The 24,343-nt window shown below is 71.5% G+C and carries 21 protein-coding genes, 1 other RNA gene and 1 pseudogene; 7 read left to right on the top strand and 16 right to left on the bottom strand.

Annotated elements, in window-relative coordinates; translation table 11 throughout:
- Both efeU and ACGFW6_RS13700 read left to right on the top strand, forming a co-directional pair.
- Nucleotides 1-873, top strand: a complete 873-nt coding sequence (gene efeU, locus ACGFW6_RS13705; protein WP_393507918.1) for an iron uptake transporter permease EfeU — start codon at nt 1-3, stop codon at nt 871-873.
- Complete coding sequence (locus ACGFW6_RS13700) at nt 833-1,825, top strand: hypothetical protein (protein ID WP_393507916.1); 993 nt, start codon at nt 833-835, stop codon at nt 1,823-1,825. Before efeU ends, ACGFW6_RS13700 begins: the two co-directional genes overlap by 41 nt.
- A gap of 13 nt (nt 1,826-1,838) precedes the next feature.
- Here the strand turns inward: ACGFW6_RS13700 and ACGFW6_RS13695 are convergent, their stop codons facing one another.
- Both ACGFW6_RS13695 and ACGFW6_RS13690 read right to left on the bottom strand, forming a co-directional pair.
- On the bottom strand, nt 1,839-2,573 hold the full coding sequence (locus tag ACGFW6_RS13695; protein ID WP_393507914.1) for a bifunctional DNA primase/polymerase: 735 nt from the start codon (nt 2,571-2,573) through the stop codon (nt 1,839-1,841).
- 174 nt (nt 2,574-2,747) lie between these two features.
- A complete protein-coding gene (locus ACGFW6_RS13690; RefSeq protein WP_393507912.1) occupies nt 2,748-3,392 on the bottom strand; it encodes a TetR/AcrR family transcriptional regulator in 645 nt (214 codons plus the stop codon).
- Nucleotides 3,393-3,501: 109 nt separating this feature from the next.
- Here ACGFW6_RS13690 and ACGFW6_RS13685 point away from each other — a divergent pair, with 109 nt between their 5' ends.
- Nucleotides 3,502-3,699, top strand: coding sequence for a DUF6243 family protein (locus tag ACGFW6_RS13685; protein ID WP_393507910.1), 198 nt, complete (start codon nt 3,502-3,504; stop codon nt 3,697-3,699).
- Between the two features lie 19 nt (nt 3,700-3,718).
- On the opposite strand, the gene ACGFW6_RS13680 is transcribed toward ACGFW6_RS13685, so the two are convergent.
- From ACGFW6_RS13680 to ACGFW6_RS13670, 3 genes are read right to left on the bottom strand one after another with little or no spacing between them, the layout of a single operon-like run.
- The gene (locus ACGFW6_RS13680; protein WP_393508791.1) at nt 3,719-4,678 is read right to left on the bottom strand and encodes a small ribosomal subunit Rsm22 family protein; all 960 of its coding nucleotides are present in this window, start codon (nt 4,676-4,678) and stop codon (nt 3,719-3,721) included.
- A 47-nt stretch (nt 4,679-4,725) separates the two neighbouring features.
- Entirely contained in the window at nt 4,726-5,925 is a 1,200-nt protein-coding gene (locus tag ACGFW6_RS13675) for a serine hydrolase domain-containing protein (protein WP_393507908.1), read from the bottom strand.
- On the bottom strand, nt 5,853-7,175 hold the full coding sequence (locus ACGFW6_RS13670; RefSeq protein WP_393507906.1) for a multidrug effflux MFS transporter: 1,323 nt from the start codon (nt 7,173-7,175) through the stop codon (nt 5,853-5,855). The genes ACGFW6_RS13675 and ACGFW6_RS13670 overlap by 73 nt, the downstream gene beginning before the upstream one ends.
- An 88-nt stretch (nt 7,176-7,263) precedes the next feature.
- Between ACGFW6_RS13670 and ACGFW6_RS13665 the strand changes: the two genes are divergently transcribed.
- Entirely contained in the window at nt 7,264-8,325 is a 1,062-nt protein-coding gene (locus tag ACGFW6_RS13665; RefSeq protein WP_393507904.1) for a Gfo/Idh/MocA family protein, read from the top strand.
- On the opposite strand, the gene ACGFW6_RS13660 is transcribed toward ACGFW6_RS13665, so the two are convergent.
- Complete coding sequence (locus ACGFW6_RS13660) at nt 8,312-9,952, bottom strand: alkaline phosphatase D family protein (protein WP_393507902.1); 1,641 nt, start codon at nt 9,950-9,952, stop codon at nt 8,312-8,314. The genes ACGFW6_RS13665 and ACGFW6_RS13660 overlap by 14 nt on opposite strands.
- A 134-nt stretch (nt 9,953-10,086) precedes the next feature.
- Between ACGFW6_RS13660 and ACGFW6_RS13655 the strand changes: the two genes are divergently transcribed.
- Nucleotides 10,087-10,851: an SDR family oxidoreductase gene (locus ACGFW6_RS13655; RefSeq protein WP_393507900.1), complete on the top strand. Its 765-nt coding sequence runs from the start codon at nt 10,087-10,089 to the stop codon at nt 10,849-10,851.
- Nucleotides 10,852-11,117: 266 nt separating this feature from the next.
- Here the strand turns inward: ACGFW6_RS13655 and ACGFW6_RS13650 are convergent, their stop codons facing one another.
- Nucleotides 11,118-12,104, bottom strand: a complete 987-nt coding sequence (locus ACGFW6_RS13650) for an aldo/keto reductase (RefSeq protein WP_393507898.1) — start codon at nt 12,102-12,104, stop codon at nt 11,118-11,120.
- A 79-nt stretch (nt 12,105-12,183) separates the two neighbouring features.
- Entirely contained in the window at nt 12,184-12,510 is a 327-nt protein-coding gene (locus tag ACGFW6_RS13645) for a nuclear transport factor 2 family protein (protein WP_126900921.1), read from the bottom strand.
- A gap of 133 nt (nt 12,511-12,643) precedes the next feature.
- On the opposite strand from ACGFW6_RS13645, the gene ACGFW6_RS13640 reads away from it, so the two are divergent.
- Complete coding sequence (locus tag ACGFW6_RS13640; protein WP_393507896.1) at nt 12,644-13,198, top strand: DoxX family membrane protein; 555 nt, start codon at nt 12,644-12,646, stop codon at nt 13,196-13,198.
- 70 nt (nt 13,199-13,268) lie between these two features.
- On the top strand, nt 13,269-13,622 hold the full coding sequence (locus tag ACGFW6_RS13635) for a MazG-like family protein (RefSeq protein ID WP_393507894.1): 354 nt from the start codon (nt 13,269-13,271) through the stop codon (nt 13,620-13,622).
- A gap of 178 nt (nt 13,623-13,800) precedes the next feature.
- Here ACGFW6_RS13635 and ACGFW6_RS13630 read toward each other — a convergent pair whose 3' ends face one another.
- The 8 genes and pseudogenes from ACGFW6_RS13630 to ACGFW6_RS13595 all read right to left on the bottom strand — a co-directional run.
- Nucleotides 13,801-15,417, bottom strand: coding sequence for a hypothetical protein (locus ACGFW6_RS13630; protein WP_393507892.1), 1,617 nt, complete (start codon nt 15,415-15,417; stop codon nt 13,801-13,803).
- Complete coding sequence (locus ACGFW6_RS13625; protein ID WP_393507890.1) at nt 15,414-17,231, bottom strand: flavin-containing monooxygenase; 1,818 nt, start codon at nt 17,229-17,231, stop codon at nt 15,414-15,416. The genes ACGFW6_RS13630 and ACGFW6_RS13625 overlap by 4 nt, the downstream gene beginning before the upstream one ends.
- A gap of 173 nt (nt 17,232-17,404) precedes the next feature.
- Nucleotides 17,405-18,319, bottom strand: coding sequence for a winged-helix domain-containing protein (locus tag ACGFW6_RS13620; RefSeq protein ID WP_393507888.1), 915 nt, complete (start codon nt 18,317-18,319; stop codon nt 17,405-17,407).
- 165 nt (nt 18,320-18,484) lie between these two features.
- Nucleotides 18,485-19,996: an esterase/lipase family protein gene (locus ACGFW6_RS13615; protein ID WP_393507886.1), complete on the bottom strand. Its 1,512-nt coding sequence runs from the start codon at nt 19,994-19,996 to the stop codon at nt 18,485-18,487.
- Between the two features lie 953 nt (nt 19,997-20,949).
- Nucleotides 20,950-21,432, bottom strand: coding sequence for a hypothetical protein (locus ACGFW6_RS13610; RefSeq protein WP_393507884.1), 483 nt, complete (start codon nt 21,430-21,432; stop codon nt 20,950-20,952).
- Nucleotides 21,433-21,475: 43 nt separating this feature from the next.
- Nucleotides 21,476-22,666, bottom strand: a complete 1,191-nt coding sequence (locus ACGFW6_RS13605) for an amidase domain-containing protein (protein ID WP_393507882.1) — start codon at nt 22,664-22,666, stop codon at nt 21,476-21,478.
- Between the two features lie 213 nt (nt 22,667-22,879).
- An RNA gene (gene rnpB / locus ACGFW6_RS13600) (RNase P RNA component class A) lies at nt 22,880-23,282 on the bottom strand.
- A gap of 202 nt (nt 23,283-23,484) precedes the next feature.
- Nucleotides 23,485-24,333, bottom strand: a pseudogene (locus tag ACGFW6_RS13595) (DMT family transporter); the annotation flags it as partial.
- Between the last annotated feature and the right edge of the window lie 10 nt (nt 24,334-24,343).

Here is a 24,343-nt window from a genome sequence, read left to right as displayed (position 1 = left end):
GTGTTCTCCAACTACCTGATCGGGCTGCGCGAGGGCCTGGAGGCCAGTCTCGTCGTCTGCATCCTCATCGCCTACCTGGTCAAGACGGAACGCCGGGACGCGCTGAGGCCCATCTGGATCGGCATCGGCGTCGCGGTCGCCCTCGCGCTCGGCTTCGGCTGCGCGCTCGAATTCGGCTCCCAGGAGCTGACGTTCGAGGCGCAGGAGGCGCTCGGTGGCTCCCTGTCGCTGCTGGCCGTCGGGCTGGTGACGTGGATGGTGTTCTGGATGCGGCGCACCGCCCGTCATCTGAAGGCCGAACTGCACGGCAAGCTGGACGCCGCTCTCCAGATGGGCACCGGCGCGCTGGTGGCCACCGCGTTCCTGGCGGTCGGCCGGGAGGGCCTGGAGACGGCCCTGTTCGTCTGGGCGTCGGTGCGCGCGGCCGGTGACGGCACCCCGCGCCCGCTGATCGGCGTGGCCCTCGGCATCGTCACGGCCGTCGCGCTCGGCTGGCTGTTCTACCGGGGCGCCCTGCGCATCAACCTCGCCAAGTTCTTCACCTGGACCGGCGGCATGCTGGTCGTCGTGGCGGCGGGCGTGCTGGCGTACGGCTTCCACGATCTGCAGGAGGCGCGCTGGCTGCCGGGCCTGAGCAACAAGGCGTTCGACATCAGCGACACCGTCGATCCGTCGAGCTGGTACGGCACCCTGCTCAAGGGCGTCTTCAACTTCCAGCCGGACCCGACCGTCCTCCAGGTCACGGTGTGGCTGCTGTACTTGATCCCGACGCTCGCGCTGTTCCTCGCCCCGGTAGGGTTCGCCTCCGGGAAGGGGAAGGTGAAGGCACCTGATGAGCAGGGAACGCGGCCCTCGAAGGCTCCGCAGGCTTAGCCGGAGGGCACTGATAGCGGCCGGTGCGACCGCTTTGTCGTTGACGGCGAGCGGATGTGTGGTGGTCCACGGGGAACGGGAGATCCTCCCCTCGGCCACCAGGGCGGAAGCCGCCGAGGCCCTCAAAGAGTTCACCACCGCGTACAACAAGGCGGACAAGGCGTACGACAACTCCCTTTACGCCGACCATGTCACCGGCGCGCTGAGCGACATCGACGGGGCCCGGCTGAAGGCGGGCAAGGCGCTGAGCCCCAAGGGCAACGCGGCGCACACCCCGCTGGAGCTGTCGGACGCCAGGATCACGATCCCGAAGAAGGCGGGCTGGCCACGCTGGTTCGTCGCGGACACGGCCGCCAACAAGGGCGGCAGGGCGCGCTGGGTGTTCGTGTTCACCCGCAGCGGCCTGGACGATCCGTGGCAGGCGGCGTACCTGACGCTGATGGCCCCGGACGACGTGCCGAAGTTCAAGACGGACAAGGACGGCTGGGCCGAGGCCGTGCCCGCGAACTCGACCGAACTGGCCGTGCCGCCCGCGGACTTGAGCAAGGGCTACGCGAGCTATCTCAAGGACGGCGGCGACACCTTCGCGCAGGGTCCGCACACCAGCACCTGGCGCGCGGACCGGGAGAAGGACGCCAAACGGCCGGGCCTGGTCAGCCAGTTCATCGACGAGCCGCTCGCCGACGGCGCGTACGCCCCGCTGGCGCTGCGCACCGCGGACGGCGACGCGCTGGTGTTCTTCACCACCCGCTACTTCGAGAAGCGGACGGCGTACGCGGGCACCTCGGTGCCGTCGCCGGGCAAGGCGGTGGAGGCGCTGACGGAGGGCGAGATCAAGCAGTCGCTCACGATGGAGTTCGTCTCCAACGAGGTGGCGCTGGATCCGAAGGGCTCCGGCAAGGTGGACGTCCTCGGCCGGATCCAGGGACTGACGTCGGCGAAGGGCGAGTGACGCGCGCGCCCGCTCAGTGGCGGCGCAGGGGCCAGGCCGCGGATGCGTGGTCGGGCTCCTCGCCGGCGTAGCGGGCGCAGGCGTCGGTGAGGACTTCCAGCAGGCTCAGCGGGTCGGGCAGCGGGTGCTCGGGGCCGCGTACCCAGCGCACGGTGCGGTCCTCGCCGGGGAGCTGTGCGGGCGGTACGAGGACGTAGGACCCGCGGCAGTGCCAGCGCAGTCCGGGGTGCTCGTCCATGGTCTCGGGGTGGCAGTCCAGCTCGCACGGCCACCACTCGTCCTCGTCCTCGGGGGTGCCGCGGGTGGCGGTGAAGAACAGCAGACGGCCGTCGTCGCTCTCGGCGACGGGTCCGACCTCGATGCCGGCGTCGAGCAGCCGCTCCAGCGCCTCACGCCCGGCCTCGACCGGTACGTCGAGCACGTCGTGGACCATGCCGGTGGCGGTGATGAAGTTGGCCTGCGGCTGGTGGCGGGCCCACCGCTCGATCTGTCCTCGATCGGTGGTGGACTGCGTCTGCCAGGCGAAGGACACCGGGTGCCGGGCCGGGGTGGGACAGCCGACCCGGTCGCAGGAGCAGCGGTAGCCGGCCGGGTGTGCCGCGGGCGCGAGCGGCAGTCCCGCCGCCGCGCTGGCGAGCAGCAGGGCCTCACGGCCGCCGCCGTCGGCGGTGTCCTTGGGGCGGCGTCCGCGCAGCCACCGGGTGAGTTTGCCCTGTAGTCCGCTCCGGCCGCCCAACTCCGCGCTCATCTATCCCCTCGCCTCGCTGTCGTGCGGAACAGCATGCCCTATGGTCCCACCATCGTGCGCCTCGGGGGGCCGTAGCGGACAACCGGGCCAGGTGGGGCGAGGTGTGCGCAGCCCTGCGATCAGGGGTTATGCGCCACTTTGGCAGGATTTACGGACTTACCGGACTTACCCGGCTCACCGGGCACGCGGCGCGAGTCCGTACAGGGCGTAGTCGACGAGGGTGTCCGTGTACGCGTACGAGATCGGGCCCGTGTACTGCAGCCAGCGCTGGGCGAGCGGTGACACGAAGAGCTCCAGGGCGATGCGGGGGTCGATCTCCGGGCGGACGTCCCCGGCCTCCTGCGCGGCGCGCAGCCGCTCGACGTACAGCTGGAGCGAGGGTTCGAGGAGCTTGGTCACGAACTCCCGCCCGAGCTGCTCGTCGACCACCCCCTCCGCGGCGAGGGCGCGGGACGGCGCCTCGAAGCGGGGGTCCTTCAGCTCGTCCACGGTGGCCCGCAGGACGGCCTTCAGATCGGCGGCGAGGTCACCGGTGTCCGGGATGGCGTACGGCTCGTGCCCCAAGTCATGCGCGGACTGCTCGCCGAGATCGAGGAACGCCTCCATCAGCACCTCGGCCTTCGACGACCACCACCGGTAGATCGTCTGCTTGCCGACCCCGGCCCGGGCGGCGATGCCCTCGATCGTGGTCCTCGGGTAACCGACCTCCACGACGAGCGCGAGAGCGGCGTCGTAGATGGCCCGCCGGGACTTCTCACTGCGACGGGTGGAGCTGGGCGCGGACCGGGAGGAGGACGGGGCGGACTTCTGGGCTGCCATGACTCGAATTTATCAGGTTGACAAGACGGCGCGTCTCGCCGGACCCTGAGGGAGTCAAATTGCGAGACGATACGTCTCGTTCATGCTCTGGTGCCGAAAGGAGCCTCACATGTCCCGAGGCGGAAACATGCTCGGAGTCGGCGGCACTCGCCGGAACCTCGGCCGCAAGGCACTGCGCGGAGGCGGCCGGGACAACAGGATCGGCGGCGGCCTCGATCCCCGGGCCCAGAAACGGGAGCTGCTGCGCAGGCTCCAGGAAGGGCGGGCGGAGACGGAGACGGAGACGCAGGACGAGGAGACGTCCTAGCCGGGAACCGCCGGGGGCGTCACGGCGCCGCGGGCGGCCAGCGGTCCCCCCACTCCGCGTCGCGGGCCGCCTTGTAGAGGTCGCCGTGGCGCTTGGTGACCGTCGTGCGGTGCAGGGACGGTTCGCTCCGGCACAGGTCGAGGAGGACCTGGCCCTTGCGGATCTGGGGTTTGCGCACCACGCGGGCGGGGGCCGGGGTGGCGGGGAGGCGGGTGGCGGCGACGTAGCTGAACTTCTCGTCCTCGTAGGCGAGGGAGCCGCCCTTGATCCGGCGGTGGAGGGAGGAGCGGCTGACCCTCGCCGAGAAGTGGCACCAGTCCGTGCCGGGGACGATGGGGCAGGCGGCGCTGTGCGGGCAGGGGGCCGCGACGCTGAAGCCGGCGGCGATGAGGCGGTCGCGGGCCTCGATGACGCGCGTGTAGCCGTCGGGGGTGCCGGGCTCGACGATCACCACGGTCCGGGCGGCGGAGGCGACGGTGTCGAGGAGGGTGGCGCGGTCGGCCGCGGTGAGTTCGTTGAGGACGTAGGAGACGGTGACGAGGTCCGCCGGGTCCAGGGTGAGCTCCGCGCCGATGCGGGCGCGCTGCCAACGGGCCTTGTGCAGCGCCGGGTTGGCGGCCGCGAGTTCCTTGCCGACGGCGAGGGCGGGCTCCGCCCAGTCCAGGACGGTGACGTCCCGCTCGTCGGGCCAGGTGGTGGAGACGGCCCAGGTCGCGGCGCCCGTCCCGCCGCCCACGTCCGTGTGGCTCGCCGGGGTCCAGTCCGGCACGGCCCGGGAGAACGCCTCCAGCGCCGAGTGGACCGCCTCGAAGGTGGCCGGCATGCGGTACGCCGCGTAGGCCGCCACGTCCGCGCGGTCGCGGAGGATGGGGGCGTCGGTGGGGGTGGCGCCGCGGTAGGTGGCGATCAGCCGGTCGACGGCCTGGGCGGCCTGGCGGGGCGGGAGGCCGTCGAGGAGGGTGGCGAGGGCGGTGCGCAGGGTCTCGGCCGACGGGGGGACGGGGGCGAGGACGGTGCTCGGGGCCGCTAGCGGCCCTGTACCGCTCGGGCCACCCGCGTCGCCGCCCTCGCCCTCGGCCCGCTGTCCGCCCCCCGGCGTCGCGGATGCACCGTGTTCGCCAGCAGGATCAGGAACGTGTCCGTGGTCGGGTCGAGCACCAGGGACGTCCCCGTGAAGCCCGTGTGCCCGGCCGCCCCCCGCCCCGCCAGCTCCCCCATGAACCACGGCTGGTCGACGGCGAAGCCGAAGCCGGGCGGGGTGAGGAGGAGTTCCACGAAGTCGGGGCCGAGGACGCGGGCGGGGCCGTACGCGCCGCCCGACAGCAGGGCGCGGCAGAAGACGGCGAGGTCGCGGCCGGTGGAGAAGAGACCCGCGTGGCCCGCCACGCCGCCCAGCGCCCACGCGTTCTCGTCGTGGACGACGCCCCGCAGCATGCCCCGGTCCGCCTTGGCCCAGGGCCGGCGCTGGTCCTCGGTCGCCGCCGCGCCGGGGCAGGGCCCGAAGTGGGTCGCGGTCATGCCCAGCGGGCGGGTGATGCCGTCGTGGATCAGGACGTCGAGGCCACGGCCGGTGATGCGTTCCAGGACGTGCTGGAGCAGCAGCATGTTCAGGTCGGAGTAGCAGTAGGTGCCGGGGACGCCGATCGGCGCCTCCGCGCGCAGCCGTTCCAGCCGCTCGGCGTCGTCCGCGCAGTCGTACAGCGGGAGTTCGGGCCGCAGCCCGGAGGTGTGCGTGAGCAGCTGGCGCACCGTGATGTCGTGGTAGGCGGCCGCCCGGAAGTCCGGCAGATACGCCCCGACCCGCGCGTCGATGCCGAGCGTGCCGCGCTCGATCTGCTGCACCGCCGCGACCGAGGTGAAGAGCTTGGTGAGGGAGGCCAGGTCGAAGGGGGTCGCGGCGGTCATCGGGACGCGGGCGTCGGGCGGGAGCTCCTTGCCCGACTCCTTGTGCTCGTCGTAGGAGGCGTACCGCACCGCCCAGCCCACCGCCTCCTCGACGGCGAGGTAGGGGCCCCGGCCCACGATCAGCACCGCTCCGGCCGCCCAGGGACGTGAGCCGCTGGTGAGGTCGTGGACCTCGCGGACGAGATGTCGGATCTCCTCGGGGTCGAGTCCGGCCTTTTCCGGCGTGTCCCCGCGCAGTCTCGGCACGCTCAGCTCTCCGCTCCCTCCGCGACCGAACGTCCATCCGCGCGGCCATCCGCACGTCTGTTCCAAGGACGGCACATTCCCATGAAGCAGGCCAGCGCCACCAGTGCTGCGGCCAGTTGGACGACGGCCATCGGGACGGCCGTGTCCTCGCCCGCGACGCCCACGAGGGGCGAGGCGACGGCGCCGATGAGGAAGGAGGTCGTACCGAGGAGCGCGGAGGCGGATCCGGCGGCGTGCCTGGTGCGCTGCAGGGCGAGCGCCTGGGTGTTGGGGAGCGTGATGCCCATCGCGGACATCAGGACGAACAGCGCGGCGGCCACCGGCACCAGTCCGACCTCCCCGAACACGCCGAGGGACATCAGCAGCAGGGCCGTCGCGGCGAGGATGACGATCGCCAGGCCCACGCCCAGCACCCGGTCCAGGGCGACCCGCCCGACCAGCACCTTGCCGTTGATCTGGCCGACGGCCACAAGGCCGACGGAGTTGAGCCCGAACAGCAGGCTGAACGTCTGCGGGGAGGCGCCGTAAATCTCCTGGATCACGAAGGGAGATGCCGCGATGTAGGCGAAGAGGGCGGCGAAGGCGAAGCCTCCCGCCAGCGTGTACCCGGCGAACGCGCCGTCGGCGAGCAGACGGCGCATGGCGCGCAGCGCCTCACCCACGCCGCCGGCGTGCCGGTCCGCCGGCTCGAGGGTCTCCGGGAGCCTGCGCCAGACGAGACAGGCCAGCAGCACACCGACGACCGTCAGTACGACGAACACGCCCCGCCAGTCCGTCACCCGCAGGATCTGGCCGCCGATGAGCGGCGCCACGATCGGCGCGACCCCGGAGATCAGCATCAGCGTCGAGAAGAAGCGGGCCATGGCGAGGCCGTCGTAGAGGTCGCGGACCACCGCGCGTGCGATGACGATCGCCGCGGCGCCCGCGAGGCCCTGCGCCAGCCGGAAGGCGACCAGGGCCTCGACGGTGGGTGCGAGGGCGCACAGCGCGGTGGCCACGACGTAGACCGCGAGGCCCGCCAGCAGCGGGCGTCTGCGGCCCCAGCGGTCGCTCATCGGGCCGACCACCAGCTGTCCGAACGCCATGCCGGCGAGGCAGGCGGTGAGGGTGAGCTGGACGGTCGCGGCGGGCGCGTGCAGCGAGCCGGTGACCTCGGGCAGGGCCGGGAGGTACATGTCCATCGCCAGCGGGGGCGTGGCCGTCAGACCGCCGAGGATGAAGGTGACCAGGAGCCCGGTGGTGCGCAGGGTACGGGCGGGCGGTCGGTCCGTCCTCGATACCGCCGGCTGCGAGACGTCCGGTATCGGCCCCCCACGGTCGCCCATGCGCCCCTCCCTCTCCGAGTGATCCGCCCTCTATGCTCTCAGCTCGTACGCAGTGCCTGGGGACACATGAGCGAGGGGCGGGGCCGCGATGGCCGAGCAGACGGTGCGGTGGGGGATCCTGGCGACCGGTGGGATCGCCGCCGCGTTCACCGCGGATCTGGTGGATCTGCCCGACGCCGAGGTGGTGGCCGTGGCCTCCCGGCGGCAGGAGTCCGCGGACGCGTTCGCGGAGCGGTTCGGCATTCCCCGCGCCTACGGTGACTGGAGCGCGCTCGCCGAGGACGGCGACATCGATGTCGTGTACGTCGCCACCCCGCACGCGGCGCACCGCGAGGCCGCCGGGCTGTGCCTGGAGGCCGGCCGGCATGTGCTGTGCGAGAAGGCGTTCACGCTGAACGCGCGCGAGGCCGCGGAACTGGTCGCGCTGGCGAAGGCGCGCGGCAGCTTCCTGATGGAAGCGATGTGGATGTACTGCAACCCGCTGGTCCGGCGGCTGAAGGCCCTGGTGGACGACGGCGCCGTCGGCGAGGTGCGCCATGTCCAGGCCGACTTCGGACTGGCCGGTCCCTTCCCGCCCTCGCACCGACTGCGCGACCCGGCGCAGGGCGGCGGCGCGCTGCTGGACCTCGGCGTGTACCCGGTCTCCTTCGCGCAGTTGCTGCTCGGGGAGCCGTCGGACGTGACGGCGCGCGCGATGCTGTCCGCGGAGGGCGTCGACCTCCAGACCGGAGCCCTGCTGTCCTGGGACAGCGGTGCGCTGGCGTCGGTGCACTGCTCGATCGTCGGCGGTACGGCGACCGCGGCGTCGGTCACCGGCTCGGCCGGCCGGATCGACGTGCCCGGCGGCTTCTTCTTCCCGGAGCGCTTCGTGCTGCACCGGGACGGCCGTGACCCCGAGGAGTTCACGGCCGACCCGGCCGACGGGCCGCGCAACAGCCTGCGGCACGAGGCCGCCGAGGTGATGCGGGCCCTGCGGGCCGGCGAGACCGAGTCGCCGCTGGTCCCGCTGGAGGGCACGCTCGCCGTGATGCGGACGCTCGACGCGATCCGGGACCGCGTCGGCGTCCGCTACCCGGGCGAGGCGAGCGCCGGTGAGAAGAGCGCCGGCGGGGCGACCGCGGGCGAGGCGCCGGAACTCACGCCGGCTTGAGCCCCTGCTCCCCCACCTGCGTGACGAAGGACGCGGCCGTCGTGATGGGCGCCCCGGGCGTGGTCACGTACGGCACCGCCTTGAAGTCGGCCCGCGCCTGCTGCTGTCCCAGGGCGACGGTGACGTAGCCGCGCCGCCCGTTGTAGAAGCGCATGTGCGGGTTGGCCTTCATGTAGGTGTCCCAGTTGGCGGGCTTGTCGCTGCCGTCGCGGCCGCTGGTGATCGACGTGGCGACGATCTCCGTGCCGAGGGTGGCGGAGCCGGGGGCGTCGAAGTCGTCCTTGATGTCGAAGCCGTAGCCGACGTGGACGTCACCGGTGAGCACCATCAGGTTCTCCACGCCGGCGGCCTTGGCGCCGTCCAGGACCCGGCGGCGGGAGGCGCGGTAGCCGTCCCAGGCGTCCATGGACACCCGTGACGGCTCGGTGAGGTCGAACTTGCGCTGGGAGAACGTGACCTGCTGCGGGACCACGTTCCACAGCGCCGCCGAGTCGCGCCAGCCGTCGAGCAGCCACCGCTCCTGCGTCGCGCCGGTCATCGTGCGCGCCGGGTCGTCGACCTCGGGGCCGGGGATCTGGGAGCCGTCGCCGTAGGCCTGGTTGGAGCGGTACTGCCGGGTGTCGAGGACGTCGAACTGGGCGAGCCGGCCCCAGTGCAGACGGCGGTAGAGCTGCATGTCGGGGCCGGTGGGCCGCTGCGGCAGGCGCAGCGGCTGGTTCTCCCAGTAGGCGCGGTAGGCGGCGGCGCGGCGCAGCAGGAACTCCTCCGGCGGGACGCTGTTCTCCGGGATGTCGTCGGCGTAGTTGTTCTCGGTCTCGTGGTCGTCCCAGGTGACGACGAACGGGTGCGCGGCGTGCGCGGCCCTCAGGTCCGGGTCGGACTTGAACAGCGCGTAGCGCAGCCGGTAGTCCTCCAGGGTCGTCGTCTCGCGGTTGAAGAGCGCCGGGAGCGTGCGGTCGGTGTAGTTGCGGTAGCCGCCGACGGAGTTGACCGCGTACTCGTACAGGTAGTCGCCGAGGTGGAAGACGACGTCCACGTCGTCCTGCGCGAGATGGCGGTACGCGGTGTAGTAGCCGTCGGTGTAGGCCTGGCAGGACACGGCGGCGAGGGTGAGGGAGCGCGCCGCGGCGGTCCGGGCGGGGGCGGTACGGGTGCGGCCCCTCTCGCTGATCCAGGTGCCCGCGCGGAAGCGGTAGTAGTAGACGCGGTCCGCCTCGAGGTGGGCGACCTCGACGTGGACCGTGTGGTGGAACTCCGGGTAGGCGATGGCCGCGCCGCGTCTGGCGATCCTGGTGAACCCCTCGTCGTGCGCCAGCTCCCAGTGCACCGTGATCCGCTGGGCGGGCAGCCCGCTGTCGGGCTGGTACGGGGCGGGGGCGAGGCGGGTCCACAGCAGGACGGAATCGGGCAGCGGGTCACCGGAGGCGACGCCGAGGGTGAAGGGGTTGTCGGTGATCTTGCGGGCGTCGAACTCGGCGGCGCTCGCGGTGCCCGCCGTCGGCACGTTCACGGCGAAGGCGAGCGCGGCGGCGGCGCCCGTGACGGTCAGGAAGCGGCGGCGCCCGATGTGGCGGGCGGCCGCGCGCAGTTCCGGGCTGTGCCGGGGCAGGTCTGTCGTGGTGGTCATCCGGTCCTCCCCTTGCTGATGGATGCATGAGGCATTGGAGTGGCCGGGGACGACACTCGCTTGGCGCGTACACAACACCCGGATGGCGGACCGATGAGTTCCGAATGGCGGACCGTCGCGTAGCCTGCGGCCCCATGAATGACAGGCAAACGGACACGAGGATCGCCGTGGTGACCGGCGCCGGCTCCGGCATCGGCCGCGCGGTCGCGGCGGAACTGCTGCGCGCGGGCTGGTCGGTGGCGCTGGCGGGACGGCGCACGGAAACGCTGGAGGAGACGGCGGCCCTGGTGCCCGACGGGGCGGCGCTCACCGCACGGACCGACGTCTCACGCCAGGAGGACGTGGCCGCGCTGTTCGCCGCCACCGTGGAGCGCTTCGGGCGGGTCGACCTGCTGTTCAACAACGCGGGGACGTTCGGGCCGGGCGGGGTGCCGGTGGAGGAGCTGGCGTACGACGCCTGGCGGCACGTGGTGGACACCAACCTCAACGGGGCGTTCCTGTGCGCGCAGGCGGCGTTCCGGCAGATGAAGGAGCAGGATCCGCGCGGCGGCCGGATCATCAACAACGGCTCGATCTCCGCGCACACGCCCCGCCCGCACTCGGTGGCCTACACCGCGACCAAGCACGCGCTGACCGGCCTGACGAAGTCGCTGTCGCTGGACGGGCGGCCGTACGACATCGCCGTCGGCCAGATCGACATCGGCAACGCGGCGACCGACATGACGGCGCGCATGCAGACCGGCGCGCTCCAGGCGAACGGATCGGTCGCGCCCGAGCCGGTGATGGACGTCGCCGACGTGGCGCGGACCGTCCGGCACATGGCCGAGCTGCCACTGGAGGCGAACGTGCAGTTCGCGACCGTACTGGCGACGGCGATGCCCTACGTGGGGCGTGGCTGAGATCCGACGGCCGGTAGTTGCCTCCACAACTTGCACAAGCGGAATGTGAAGTTCCGCTGCGTCGGTGCTGTTAGACGACTTATGCTCAGCTTTGCCTGCACCGGAGCTTCACATATGGAGCAAGGTGCTTCCGCAGACCAAACCGAGGGGGGTGGACGGCAGCCGTTCCACGACACCGGGTGGGGGTGGATCTCGCGCGGGACCGCGGGATACGCACCGGTGCGTGGAACGGCTGCCGTGCGATCGGCAGGGTCACCGGGTCCCGCTCAGCGCTCCAGGATCCGGTCGACCTCCGTCAGCTGCTCACTCGTGAGCGCGCCCTTCTCCACGGCGCCCGCGTTCTGCTCGGCCTGGGCGACGGAACGGAACCCCGGGATCGGCACGGAGCGCGGGCTGCGGGCCCACAGCCAGGCAAGGGCTCCCTGGCCGAGCGTACGGCCGCCGCTGGTGAGGACGTCCTTCAGCGCGTCGACACGGGCCAGCCACCGCGGATCGGCACCCGACCCGTCCTCGAAGCCCTGCAGCCACTCGGGCGGCCGGCTGCGGATGTCCCCGGCCTCCAGGGCCTGCCCGCTCCTGCGCCCGCCGGTGAGCAGGCCCATCGCGAGCGGGCTGCGGTTGATGCTCGCCAGGCCCAGCTCCTCGCACAGCGCGAACATCTCGGGCGCGTCCTGCAGCACGTTCGCCATGTGCTGTACGGCGGCGCAGTGCTCCCCGCGTGCGAAGACGGCGGCGCGGTCGGGGTCGTCGGTGCTCCACGCGTAGGCGCGGATGAGCCCTTCGCGCACGAACTCCTCGCAGAGGTCCCGCAGTTCGGCGGCCCGCCGCGGGTCGGCGTCCGACAGGTGCAGCTGGTACAGGTCGATGTGGTCGGTGTCCAGGCGCCGCAGGGACGCGGTCAGCGCGCGGCGGGCGTACTCGGGGCTGTCGTCGGCGCCGGTGAGGGTGCGGGTCTCCTCGTCGAAGACGTTGCCCCACTTGGTGGCGACGACGACGTCCGCGCGGCGCTTGCCGAGGGCGCGGCCCAGGACGCGCTCGCTGTGGCCGGCCCCGTAGGTGTCCGCGGTGTCGAAGAAGGTGACGCCCAGGTCGAGGGCGCGCCGGACCGCCCGTACCGACTCCTCGTCGTCGACCTTGCCCCAGCCGAGCGGCTGCCCGTCGGCGGACCGCCACTCGCCGCCGATGGCCCAGCAGCCGAAGCCGAGCGCGCTGACCTCGATGCCGGTGCGTCCCAAAGTCCTCTTGGTCTCCATGGGGTGGGACGTTAGGAGTTGGAGCGCACACGAGGGCAAGCGCTTGTGCGGATCCTTTTCCGCGGTGCTTCCGGGCCGGCTACGCCTGACCGGTCTCGAAGCGGGAGATCCGGCCGTCCTCCTCGACCTGGAAGTGCCACTGGGTGCGCATCTCGCCGTAGGTGTCGTTGCGGTAGCTGGCGAGGAGGTCGCGGCCGTTGTTCGACTCGTTGTCGACCTCCATGTGACCGTTCGAGGAGAAGATCTCCCGGTCGATCCAGTCGGCGAGGTCGCGGTCGGTGCCGTCGTCCGCCATGGTCGCGCCGGGCGCGAGGAGGCTCATGAAGCCCTCGCGGTCGTGGGCGTTGACGGCCGTGACGAAGGCGCGGACAGCGGGGTCGCTCAGTTTGGACGTCTGAATCGTCATACCGGTCAGCCTCACACCGGGCCCCAGGGCCCGCCACCCGAACGGCGGTGAAGGCAGGCCGGTCGGGTGCCCCGGGTGCGACGGTGGACCTGCGGGAGGGGATCTGTTCCTGCTGTCTGCTCCGGGAGTCGCTGTGAGTGCTTACGACCGACGTGATCTGGGCCTGCTGTTGCTCCGGCTGGGTGCCGGCGGCGTACTGGCCGCGCACGGCACGCAGAAGCTGTTCGGCTGGTTCGGCGGGCACGGCATCGAGGGGACCGGCCAGTTCATGGAGTCGATCGGCTACCGGCCGGGCAAGGCGAGCGCCACGGCGGCGGGGCTCGCCGAGGCGGGCGGCGGCACGCTGCTGGCGCTGGGCCTTGCGACACCGCTCGCGGGCGCCGCGGCGGCCGGCGGCATGGCGGGGGCGTCCGCGGTCCACGCCCCGAACGGCTTCTTCGCCCAGGAGGGCGGCTACGAGACCGCGGCGACCCTGGGCCTCGCCGCGGCCGGCCTCGCCGTCACGGGCCCCGGCCGGCTCTCCCTCGACCACGCCATGGGCCATCTGTTCGACCGCGGCTGGATGGTCCCCACGGCACTGGCGGCGACGGCCGCGGTCACGGCGCTGGTGGTGGGGGCGCGGCAGCGCAGGCTGGACCGGCCGGAGAAGGAAGAGTTCGACGGGCAGGAGCCGTTGTTCGAGGAGTGAGGGTCCCGTCCGCAGGAGTGCGGGAACGCCCTCCTCCCGAGGGGTCGCGGGCCTGTGCCAAGCTGCCCGCATGACCGATCAGACCGTGCCCTCCGAGACCGCCGCCGACCTGTGGACCTCCATCGACGCCCTGTGGACCTGGCTCGACACCGACCAGCCGGTCGGCGGCCGCGAGGGCATGCTGCTGCGCATGCTGAAGCTGTCGGAGGAGGTCGGCGAGGTCGCCCAGGCCGTCATCGGCGCGACCGGCCAGAACCCGCGCAAGGGGGTCACCCACACCTGGGAGGACGTACAGGGCGAACTGTGCGACGTGGTGATCACGGCCCTGGTCGCCCTGCGCACGCTGACGCCGGACACACGTGAGGTGTTCGGCCGGCATCTGGAACGGGTGACGGAGCGGTCGTTGGGACCGGCGTCCCTTTAGGGGTGCGGGGAACTGCGGATCCTTTGGGGGCGCGGGGAACTGCGCACCTTTAGGGGCGCGGGGAACTGCGCACCTTTAGGGGCGCGGGGAACTGCGCACCTTTCAGGGGCGCGCGGAACTGCGCACCTTCAGGGGCGCGGGGAACTGCGCGACCAGCCCCCACCGGCCCGCAGCTCCGTCACGACCGCCCAACCGGGGTCAGCCTCAACACCGTCCCCTCTCCGTTCGCCGACAGCAGCAGAGCCCCGTCCACCCCGACCGCCAACCCCGCGAACCGCCGAGCCATCCCAGGCATCCCCTGCGTGAAGAGGGCGGGCTCGGCACGCGGAACCACCCCGGGCGGCGCCCCGACCGGCAGGTCCTCCGCGTCGATGCGCGTCTCCCCCGTCACCGGCGACACCGCACACAGCCTGCACCGCCCCGTCTCCACCGTGAACAGCTCCTCCCCCAGCACCGCGAGGCCCTGCGGAGCGTCGAGCCCGTCCACGACGACGGTCGGCGGCGCGTCCGCCTCGATCCGCAGTACGGCACCGGCGCCCTCGTCACTGACGTAACAGCGCCCGTCGGCGTCGAAGGCGACATCCGCGGGCCGGTCGAGGCCGTCCACCAGCACGCTGACGGCGTCGTCCTCCCCGATGGTCACCACCCGCCCCGCGTCCGACTCGGCGACGACGAGCGAGCCGTCCGGCGCGACGGCGATGCCGAGCGGCCGTCGCAACCCGCCGGCCCGCTCGCGCGTGGCACCGTCCCGGGGGTCGTACGTCCGGACCTGCCCGAACTGCGAGGTGAGGTGCAGCAGTTCGCCGTCGGCGACGATGCCGTGCGAGAAGTGCAGCAGGGACAGGGTGGTCACCGCCCCCTCCCGCGAGGGCTCGGGGCTCGCGACACGGTAGTGGTCGGCGGCGTACACCCGTCCGCCCAGGTCGACGGTCACGCCGTAGGGCCCGTCCAGGCCCCGTGGCACGATCTCCCGTGTCCGCCCGTCGGGGTGCATCTCGGTGACGCCGCCGCTGGCGTAGCTGGAGACGAACATGCGGTTCTCGGCGTCGAAGGCCGCGTTGTCCAGCCCGACGACCCCGCTGGTGACCAGGGTCCGCGAGCCGTCGCCGTGCAGGTCGATCCGGGTGACGATGCCCTCGGGGCCGCGGGAGAGCACATGCAGCACCCCGCCCCGGTCGAACCGCACGGCGACCGGCTGATGGACGTCGTCCGCGACGACCTCGGGCACTCCCCCGTCGGGCGGGATCCGCCAGACCTGGCCGGTGAGCAGGGGGTTCGGGCCGCTCATCATGTGCGGGTAGTAGAGGTGGCCGTCGGGGCCGAGCTGCATGGCGTTGCCGAGCGCGAGCCCCTCCGTCAGTACCCGCGGGTCGCCACCCTGCGGAAACAGCTCCATCAGCCGGCCGTCGGGCTTCATCTCGTTCACGAACAGCCGGTCGCCGACGCAGGTGATGCCATTGGGATTGGCCACGTCCCCGGAGACCAGCGTGTACTCCCCTTCCGGACTGCGCCGCCACACCCGCCCCGGCACCAGGTCGGCGATGTACATCGACCCGTCCGCGCCGAAGGCGAGATCGTCCGGGGACTGGACGGGACCGTCCATCGGTACGACCACCTCGACGTCCCCCGTGGCCGGGTCGACGGCGCTGATCTGCCCGGCGAGGAACTGGGCGACGTACAGCCGCCCGTCGGGCCCGAACGCGACGCCGTTGGAACCCCACAGCGGGTTGGGCGGATTGAGTCGCTCCGGCGCCCAACGGACGCTGTCGACAGGCCGGTTGCCGTACCTGCTCATGCCTCGCCGCCCTCCGTCAGGACCTCGCGCATGCCGCCCTCGTCGCGCCAGCGCCGCAGCAGTTCGTGGAAGGCGACCGGGCCGTCGCCGTACGCCTCGCTGCGCTCTCTGGGCCGGCCCTCGTTGTTGTAGTAGCCGGGCGTGCACTCGGCCTGGAACTTGTGCAGGTCGGCGGCCTTGCGGCGGATCGTCGCGACCCAGGCGTCCTGTGCCTCGGCGGTGGGCTCGACGCACCGGATCCGGCGCCTGCGGGCCTCCCCGATCACCTCGGCGACATGGCTGGCCTGCTCGTCGAGGATGTGGACGTAGTTCACGGCGGAGGCGTTCTGGAGCGGCCCGAGGTGGAAGAGGTTGGGGAAGCCCTCGCTGTAGAACCCGTGCAGGGTCCGCGGTCCGCCGCTCCTCCAGGTCCGCAGCAGATCGGCTCCGCCCCGGCCGTACACCGGCAGCCGCCCGGACAGCACGCCCGAGACACCGACCTCGAAGCCGGTGGCGAAGACGATGCAGTCGACCTCGTACCCGGTGCCCCCGACCACGACGGCGTTCTCGGTGATGCGCTCCACGCCATGGGTGTCGGCGGTGTCGACGAGGGTGACGTTGGGCCGGTTGAAGGTCTGGAGGTAGCTGTCGCTGAAGGTGGGCCGCTTGCACATGTAGCGGTACCAGGGCTTGAGCCGCTCGGCGGTCTCCGGGTCCTCGACCGCGGACTCGACGCGGGCCCGCAGCTCGTTCATCTTCTGGAAGTCGGCGATCTCGTAGGCGAGTTCACGCTCCTCGGCCGGCACGTCCGCGTAGGCGTTGGTCGGGATGAGCTTCTCCTGGAGCCGGGCGCTGGACGTCCAGGCGTCGCCCACCAGGTCCTCCTCCGCGCGGACGCCGGTGACGATCCGCAGGAAGTTGTCCCGCCGGTGCCGCTGCCAGCCGGGTTTCAGGGACTCGGCCCATTCCGGGTCGGTGGGCCGGTTGCCGCGTACGTCGACGGAGGACGGGGTGCGCTGGAAGACGTACACGTGCGCGGCGTCCGCCCCGAGGTGCGGCACGACCTGGATGGCGGTGGCGCCGGTGCCGATGACGGCGACGCGCTTGTCGGCGAGTCGGTGCAGGCCCCCGTCGGCGTCGCCGCCGGTGTAGTCGTAGTCCCAGCGGCTGGTGTGGAAGGTGTGCCCGCGGAAGGTCTCGATGCCGGGGATGCCGGGCAGCTTGGCCTCGCTGAGGGTGCCGCTGGAGACGACGACGTACCGGGCCCGCATCCGGTCACCGCGGTCGGTGGCGACGACCCACTCCGACTCCCGTTCGTCCCAGCGGAGTTCGGTGACCTGGGTCTGGAAGCAGGCGTCGTCGTAGAGGCCGAAGTGGCGGGCGACAGCCCGCGCGTGCTCGCGGATCTCCTCGCCGGGTGCGTACTTCCACTTCGGGACGTGGCCGAGCTCTTCGAGCAGCGGCAGATAGATGTACGACTCGATGTCGCAGTGGATGCCCGGGTAGCGGTTCCAGTACCAGGTGCCGCCGAAGTCGCCCCCTTTCTCGACGACCCGGATCTCCTTCACGCCCGCCTGCCGCAGCCGCGCCCCGGCGAGCAGCCCGCCGAACCCACCGCCGACGACCAGCGCCTCGACGCGGTCGTGCAGGGGCTCGCGGGTGAACTCGGCGTCGGCGTAAGGGTCACGGCCGTAGGCGCTGAAGTCACCGGCGAGCCGCTGGTACTGCCGGTTGCCGTCGGGCCGGATCCGGCGCTCGCGTTCGGCGCGGTACTTGGCGCGCAGGACGTCGGGGTCGAAGCCGAGCTCCGCCTCGGGATCGAAATCCAGCTCCATGGATGCGGTCTCCTCGGTCGTGGGGGCCGACGCCGCCGGAGCGGGCCGGGACAGGGAAAGCAGGAGGTCGGGGTCAGTGAAGCGAACCGGGCTGACAGCTCCCAGACATATCCCGGACACTTGATCAATGTGAGCCAAGCCACATGACGCTGTGGGTTCCACGGCCGTCGGCGCTACGGCTGGATGGCCCCGCCCAGCCAGTAGCCGAAGCCGCGGCGGGTATGGATCAGGGCGGGCTGCTCACCGTTGACCTTGCGGCGCAGTCGGGAGACGAGCCGTTCGATGGCGCTGTCGGTCGGCGGATCGTCCCAGACGTGCCGGCCGATCTGCTCCTTGGACAGCACCCGGTCGGCGTTGACCAGCAGGCAGCGCAGCAGGCGGTACTCGGCGGGCGTGAGCTCGATGGCGCGCTCGCCGCGGTGGGCCCGGCGGGTGGCGTCGTCGAGCACGAGGTCGCCGTAGCGAAGGGCGCCGTCCCATCCGGCGGGCTCGTGGCCGCCCACCAACTGCCGGGCACGTGCGAGGACTTCGGCGACACGGCCGGAGGCCCCCGGCCGTCCGTGGAGGCCGGGCCCGTCACTCACCCCATGGACTGTCCCGCCGCTCGCTGCGCTGCTCGCTGCGTTGCCCGATCCGCTGCTCGCTGCGTTGCTCGATCCGCTGCTCGTTCGGCCGCTCTTTCCGCCGTTCCTTCCGCCGTCCCGTCCGCTGTTCCTTCCGCCGTCCCGTCCGCTGTTCCTTCCGCCGTCCCGTCCGCCGTTCCTTCCGCTGTTCCTTCCGCCGCCGGGCAGGCTGCCGAGGAACTCGCCGGTCCCGGTGAGCAGGAGGACGGGCGGGCGGTCGGGGGCGAGGAGGCGGCGGCTGTGTCTGAGGGCGTCGGTGTCCGGGAGGGTCACGTCGAGAATGACCAGATCGAATCGGCGGTCGGTGAGCAGGAGGCCGGCCTCGGTGGCACGGTCGACCGCGACGGTCCGGTAGCCGGCGAGCTCCAGCAGGGCGGAGAGTGGCTCGGAGGTACGGGGCTCACCTACGACGAGCAGGACATCCGGTGTCGCCGGGACCGCGTCGGTCGACGGCGGCTTCGGCATGGAACCACTCTACCTGCGGGTTGCGTGAGGCAAGTAAGCACCGATGGGGTCTGGCCACCGGCTCAGGTACGGGGCGTGGCGTCCGACGGCCGGCCTCTCAATCGGCTCAGGTCCAGGGGCGCGGCACCCACCACTCACTCCACTCAGTGACCCCACCACGGGCGCTCACGTCCACGGCGTGGCGACGAGCCGGATCCTCGCGTCGGGGCCGACGAGCGAGGTGGCGATGGAGGGCAGCGGGATGTGGGCGACCCAGCGGCCGGGGGCGGGGTCCTCGTCGGCGCGGGGCGTGGAGGCCGCGCGGTGGTCGCGGACGGCGCCCTCGATCTCCGAGTTCCAGGCGGCCCGGATGCCCTGGACGTCGGGGTCGCCCTCTGGTGTGCCCACGTCGATGACCAGGATGTCGGCGAAGTCGGCGGACTGCTCCAGGTGGTCGAAGAGGTTCAGGATGCCGCCCACTTCGCGCAGGGAGATCAGCCGTAGATCGAGCGAGAAGCGCATGGGCTCGCCCTCGGCGGCCCGCAGCCCGCTGTTGAGGAACGTGGTGGCCAGCGGCACGGACGCCTCCTGCCCGTCCGGGGGCGGGTCGAGCTGGATCGGGCTCCACTGGGCGGCGTTCCGTTCGTGCATCGCGACGGGCAGCCCGCGCACCGAGAGCCGGGTCTCGGCCTGCCAGACGAGATCGTCGTCGCCGGGCAGCCGGTAGCCGACGAGCGAGGCCTCGACGCGGGTGTCGCCGAACAGGAACCGGCGCAGGTTCTGGTAGCCCTCCTCGGAGTTGACCATGCCGTAGCGCCCGCTGTGGCTGCGGTGCACGTAGGCGCGCTGGGCGCCCGGCACATACGCCCGCTCGATCTGCACGAGCCCGTCGCTGTGCGGTCCGACGGCGGCGGACGACAGGCCGAGGGCGACGTCGTAGTCCTTCGGGTTGGTGCCGACGAGGCAGAAGACGCGTTCCAGCGGCAGGGTTCCCGGCCCTTCGGGCATGGGGCGGGCGTCCCAGCCGTCGGGCGGGCCGTCGGGGTCGGTCTGTGCCTGCGGGGTGAGGAACTCGTACATGCGCCGGGGCCCGAAGATGTCCGCGCCCTGGATGCCGATGGCGTCGCGCATCCGCTCCAGCAGCCCGCCGCCGAGATCGAAGGTGATGCCGCCGTGCGGGGTGCCGTAGGTGAAGAACTTCGCGACACAGTCGGCGGCGGCGCGCCCCCGGTCGGGCAGGACCTTCTGCAGCAGGCACCGGCAGATCAGCCCGCCCATGGAGTGCGCCACGAGGTGGACGGCGGGCGCGCCGGTCTTCTCCCGGAGCCGGTCGATCAGATCGAGCAGGTCGACGGCGGCGTTCTCCAGCCGGTACTCCTGCGGACTGCCACCCCAGGTGGTCGCGGAACGGTCGTAGAACCGGTGGATCCAGATGGTGTTGGCGGGAATCTCCGCGTGCTGGGCGAGGTAGGCCGCCTGGTCCCCCTTCACGAGCAACTCGTACCCCTCCTCACGGAGCAGGCGCAGCAGGGGGCTCTCGAACTGATGGAAGAGGGGTTGATTGTGAGCACCGACCCGCACGTGGACGGAGCCCTCGTTGAAGCCGTAGAAGGGGTCGTCGACGGCTTTGTCGATACCGCGCGTGCCGCCGGCGAAGCCGCGGACGTAGACGAGGGGAAGTCGGCGGTCGTCATCCACGGCTTGCCTCCAGAGACCAGGGTCCTCTCCTCCTGAGTAGTGGAATCCCGGAACTCCGGCCTCCAGGAATAGGCAGAAAGGGTGACGGTCCGGAATCCGCCGGAACGGCATGTTCCGCAAGCCGTGCGACGGACGCGGCGCCCTGCCCCGTAGAGCAGACATAGGCGGACGTCTGCGGGGAGGGGAACAGGGAGTGGCAGGGCAGGGAGTCAGAACCGCCAGAGGTACGGCGGCCCGGCGGTGGCACTGGTGGCACTGACCGCGTCACAGGCGCCGGGGGCGGTCCCGGCACGGGTCTCGGCGTCGGTGGCGGGGCAGCCGCCCGCGCAGCACGGTCCGAGCGTGTCCGGCGACACCCCCTACCGCACCGAGCTGCCGCCGCTGCGGACCGCGAAGCGGGACGGCGTCGGAGCCCCGGTGGGGGTCGGTGCCGCCGTGCCCGCGAGCGCGGAGGGCGACGCGCCACTCTCCGTGATGTATGCCGCCCGAACTCCGGTGGTGGGTCGTGCTGCTGCCAAGCGCGCGTTTCGACGCGCGAGCGCGCCGGCGCTCGTCGGCGCGCAACAGCGGGAACGGGGTCCCGATCCCCCGGCGGCACGCACCCGCCCCTTCGCCCGCCGTCCCCTGTCACCTGCTTTTCTTCTGGTTCGGGGCGAGCGCGGGGTGTGCAGAGGGGGATGTCGGGCTGGCGACCACACGGATATGTGCGTGGTGACCTGCAAATATGCCGCCCATGGCCCGTAGGGCGCTGACAGCTGTCAGGGGGAGTGCGGGTGGGGATGTCGGCGGGGTTATCAGTCTGGTCGGCAGGGGGTGTTGCCGCATCGTGACCGTGGTCGGGGGTTTGTGGTCGCACGTGTGGTCGGGGTCGGCTGCTGCTCTGGTCGTACGCGGGGCGCCGGGTACGGCGGTGCCCCCTGCGCACGAAGGGGAGGCCGACGATGAGTGCTCTGTCAGGCACTCGGCTTGTCGGTGGATGCGGATTCCTTACCGGACTCCGCAGGCTGCTGGGTGAAGACCACGAGGTGCCAGATGCCCTTCTCCCGCGTCACGGTGAAGATGTCCCGCATGGGCTTTCCTGCGTTGTCCTCGGCCATCAGGCGGGCCGAGCCGGTGTCCGGGCCCATGTCGTGCTCGACCTGCACGTCCTTGATCTCCCACCCCCGCCCGCCCTTGTCCGCGAGGATCTGCTCGGCCTCGTGCCTGGACCACTTCTCGTCCTTCACGCCCCCGACTTCGATCAGTCCGTCGGCGCTGCGGGAGTTCAGGGCGTTCACGTACGCCACGACGGCCTCGCGGGCCCCGTCGGACGATGCCGAGGCCGAGGGGGTCGAAGGGCTTGAGGACTTGGCCTCGTCATCACCGGACGAGCAGCCGGATGCGAAGGCAAGAGCGGCCAGAGCGGCCGGCACAGCCAGAAGATGTCGACGCTCCACAGCGCACTCCTATGTGGTTCCTGTGAGGGGGATCAGCAGCCTGTCAGGTGCGGTGCGCGTACCACCAGGCACGCGGGTGGTCCGAGAGGAGCTTCTTCAGGCTTTTGTTGTGGGTGTCGCTGGTGTGGTACGTCAGGTAGGGGGTGCCCCGGTACTTCTTCGTGACGATCATCGTGTGGTCGATGTTGTTGTCGCGGCCCCAGTCGGCCTGGAGCACATCCGACTTGGCCATCTTCCACACGTTGTCGAGGATCTTGGTCCGCTTCGAGTGCTTCTTCGCGAACCAGTACCAGTTCTCCGCAGCCGCCCAGGTGTAGCTGGTGGTCCACGTCGTCGGTCCGTAGAACCAGTACTTGTTGCTGGGCCGCTGGATGATCGCGCCGCCCTTGGGGCCCCAGCCGCCGGCATGCATCGCCTGGGAGATGAAGTTGGTGCAGTCGGTGCCGTACGTGCGCCAGGCGCTGTTGTGGTGGTCCCAGTACTTGTCCGCGTAGGCCACCATCTTGCCGTAGCTGTAGCCCCTGACCTCCCGCTTGTCGCCGGAGTCGTCGCTGTTGTCGGGAAGCGGAGCGGTGCCAGACGCGGCGTCCTTGCTTCCCTCGTCCTCTTCCGCCTTACCGCCCCCGTCATCGGCGCCGTCAACGGCGTCCACGTCTGACACCTGCGTGGTCGGCGTCGGGCCGCCCTTCGTGTCGGCCGTGTCGGACGACAGCAGCCAGGCACCGTCGGAGCCTTGGGTGAATTTCACGGTGTGCGGAACGGACACTTCCTCGTATTCCGGAGCACCGTCCGCGACCTCCTGCGGCGTGAACGGAAGGTGGAGGCGGGTGCGCTCGATGAGCTGAAGCGTTGCCGACTGGCCGGTGACGGAGGCGTCAGTCACCTCCACATCGACCTGCGCCTTCGTGTAGCCGCCGTCGACTTCCTTGTACCGCTTGCCCTTCTCCACCAGTGCGGCGAGATCATCCTGCACCTGCGCGGTCATGGAGCGCGTGGCCCGGACGCGGGCAGTCGCGGATCTGGCCGTCGGACGAGTCGTCGTCAGCATGTCGGCCCGCTGCTGCAGATAGCCTTCGGCGAGCTGGGTGAGTGCGGTGGAGTCGGCGTTCGCCGACGAAGCCGCTGCCGGAGAGGCAGGCTGGGCGTCCGCCGGGGTGCCGGTGAGCACAAGCATCGCCGCTGTGGCTGAGGCCGCGGCTCCGACGAGGACACGTCTGTGATGCGCAATGCGCATGAAACCCCCTTGATCACGGCTGACTGGTCGGGTCAGCCCGCAGATCAAGAGGGCCCATTCGAACATCGCGTTCCGAGTGACGCATTCCTGATCCCGGAATGTCCGATTCCTGATCAAGGAAGGAGCTGCGTCACCAGCCTGCGCACCGCAGAGGCAACCGGAGGGAACCGTGATCGCAGCACCAGCCTGCGGTCCAGGCCAGGGCCGTAATGGCAGACGAGTCGGGCTGTACGCCGGGTTCTGTCACCCGGTCGCCTCGCGGCGGCCGGGGAGACGGCCATCCATCTAGGACCGGCGTTGCCGCCGGTCTCGTGCGGTCTACCCGCGGACTCGGGCGGGCAGCCCTCGAACGTCCGCGCAGGGACACCGGGGTGTCCCCTCTTGACCTTGCTCCGGGTGGGGTTTACCTAGCTGCCCAGGTCACCCTGGGCACTGGTGGTCTCTTACACCACCGTTTCACCCTTACCGAGGACCGAGATCCCCGGCGGTCTGCTTTCTGTGGCACTGTCCCGCGAGTCGCCTCGGGTGGCCGTTAGCCACCACCCTGCCCTGTGGAGCCCGGACGTTCCTCGGGAAGCCCCCTAAGGGGACTCCACGCGGCCGTCCGCCCGGCTCGTCTGCCGTGTCGACCATGGTACCGGGCGAGCGTCCCTCCCCGGCCCATCGGTCGTTCCGCCGCGAGGTCCATCGCTCACTCCGCCCCGAGGCGCATCGCTCGTTTCGGCGCGAGGTCCATCGCTCGTTTCGGCGCGAGGTCCATCCGTCGTTCCGGCGCGACGGTCATCGCCCTTCCCGTCGCTCCGTCCCGCCTTCGTCCCCCCGCTCGTCGCCAGTACCGAGCCCGCCAGGATGAGCGCGAAGGCCGACAGGACGCCTGCCGTGAGGGGCTCGTCCAGGAAGATCGCGCCGGCCGCCACCGCGACCGCCGGATTGACGTACGTGAAGACCGTCGCGCGCGTCGGGCCCACCTCCTTGATCAGTTCCAGGAAGGCCACGAAGGCGACCGCCGTGCACAGGACGCCCAGGGCGGCGAGGGCCGTGAGGGCCTCGGCGGAGGGCAGCGACGCCGGGCGGGTCAGGGCCGCCGCCGGGGCGTAGACCAGGGCCGCGAGGGTCAGGCAGGCCGTGGTGAGGTGGAGGGACGGGACGTTCTTGAGCCACTTCGCGGCGATCAGAGGGGCCGTCGCGTAGCCGAGGACTGTCAGTAGGACCTCCAGCAGGGAGCGGGCGTCGCCGCCTGTCAGGTGCGGGACCGTGAGGGTCGCCACGCCGGCCAGGCCCAGGATCAGGCCGGTCAGGCGGCGGACTCCGAGGTGTTCCGTGGCGCCGAAGAAGCGGGACAGAACCACCCCGACTATCGGCACGCCCGCTATCAGCAGGCCCGCCGTCGAGCTGGACAGGTGGCGTTCGGCGTCCGTCAAGGTCCACCAAGGGCCGATGATCTCTATGCACGCGAAGGCCAGCAGGGGGCGCCAGTACGTCCGTATCGTCCGGGGCAGGCTGCCCTGGCGGAGCGCGAAGGGGAGCAGGAGGGCCGCTGCCAGCGCGCAGCGCGTGAACACCACCATGGACGGGGAGACCTCGTCCACCGCCACCTTGATCATCAAGTAGGGGACGCCCCAGATCACGCTCATCAGGGCGAACAGGAACCAGCCGCGTGCAGTCATGCGGAGAGTT

It is taken from the genome of Streptomyces sp. Y7 (assembly GCF_043195415.1).
GTDB lineage: Bacteria > Actinomycetota > Actinomycetes > Streptomycetales > Streptomycetaceae > Streptomyces.
Note: the sequence above shows the minus strand (reverse complement) of the source record. Positions and strands in the feature narration are given on the sequence as shown.

Coding starts and splice junctions, on each gene's coding strand:
- ACGFW6_RS13635 (WP_393507894.1), top strand. CDS start 13,269: ATGACCGATCAGACCGTGCCCTCCGAGACCGCCGCCGACCTGTGGACC.
- ACGFW6_RS13625 (WP_393507890.1), bottom strand. CDS start 17,231: ATGGAGCTGGATTTCGATCCCGAGGCGGAGCTCGGCTTCGACCCCGAC.
- ACGFW6_RS13650 (WP_393507898.1), bottom strand. CDS start 12,104: ATGGAGACCAAGAGGACTTTGGGACGCACCGGCATCGAGGTCAGCGCG.
- ACGFW6_RS13665 (WP_393507904.1), top strand. CDS start 7,264: ATGGCCGAGCAGACGGTGCGGTGGGGGATCCTGGCGACCGGTGGGATC.
- ACGFW6_RS13660 (WP_393507902.1), bottom strand. CDS start 9,952: ATGACCACCACGACAGACCTGCCCCGGCACAGCCCGGAACTGCGCGCG.
- ACGFW6_RS13670 (WP_393507906.1), bottom strand. CDS start 7,175: ATGGGCGACCGTGGGGGGCCGATACCGGACGTCTCGCAGCCGGCGGTA.
- ACGFW6_RS13700 (WP_393507916.1), top strand. CDS start 833: ATGAGCAGGGAACGCGGCCCTCGAAGGCTCCGCAGGCTTAGCCGGAGG.
- ACGFW6_RS13605 (WP_393507882.1), bottom strand. CDS start 22,666: ATGCGCATTGCGCATCACAGACGTGTCCTCGTCGGAGCCGCGGCCTCA.
- ACGFW6_RS13630 (WP_393507892.1), bottom strand. CDS start 15,417: ATGAGCAGGTACGGCAACCGGCCTGTCGACAGCGTCCGTTGGGCGCCG.
- ACGFW6_RS13620 (WP_393507888.1), bottom strand. CDS start 18,319: ATGCCGAAGCCGCCGTCGACCGACGCGGTCCCGGCGACACCGGATGTC.
- ACGFW6_RS13645 (WP_126900921.1), bottom strand. CDS start 12,510: ATGACGATTCAGACGTCCAAACTGAGCGACCCCGCTGTCCGCGCCTTC.
- ACGFW6_RS13685 (WP_393507910.1), top strand. CDS start 3,502: ATGTCCCGAGGCGGAAACATGCTCGGAGTCGGCGGCACTCGCCGGAAC.
- ACGFW6_RS13695 (WP_393507914.1), bottom strand. CDS start 2,573: ATGAGCGCGGAGTTGGGCGGCCGGAGCGGACTACAGGGCAAACTCACC.
- ACGFW6_RS13690 (WP_393507912.1), bottom strand. CDS start 3,392: ATGGCAGCCCAGAAGTCCGCCCCGTCCTCCTCCCGGTCCGCGCCCAGC.
- ACGFW6_RS13655 (WP_393507900.1), top strand. CDS start 10,087: ATGAATGACAGGCAAACGGACACGAGGATCGCCGTGGTGACCGGCGCC.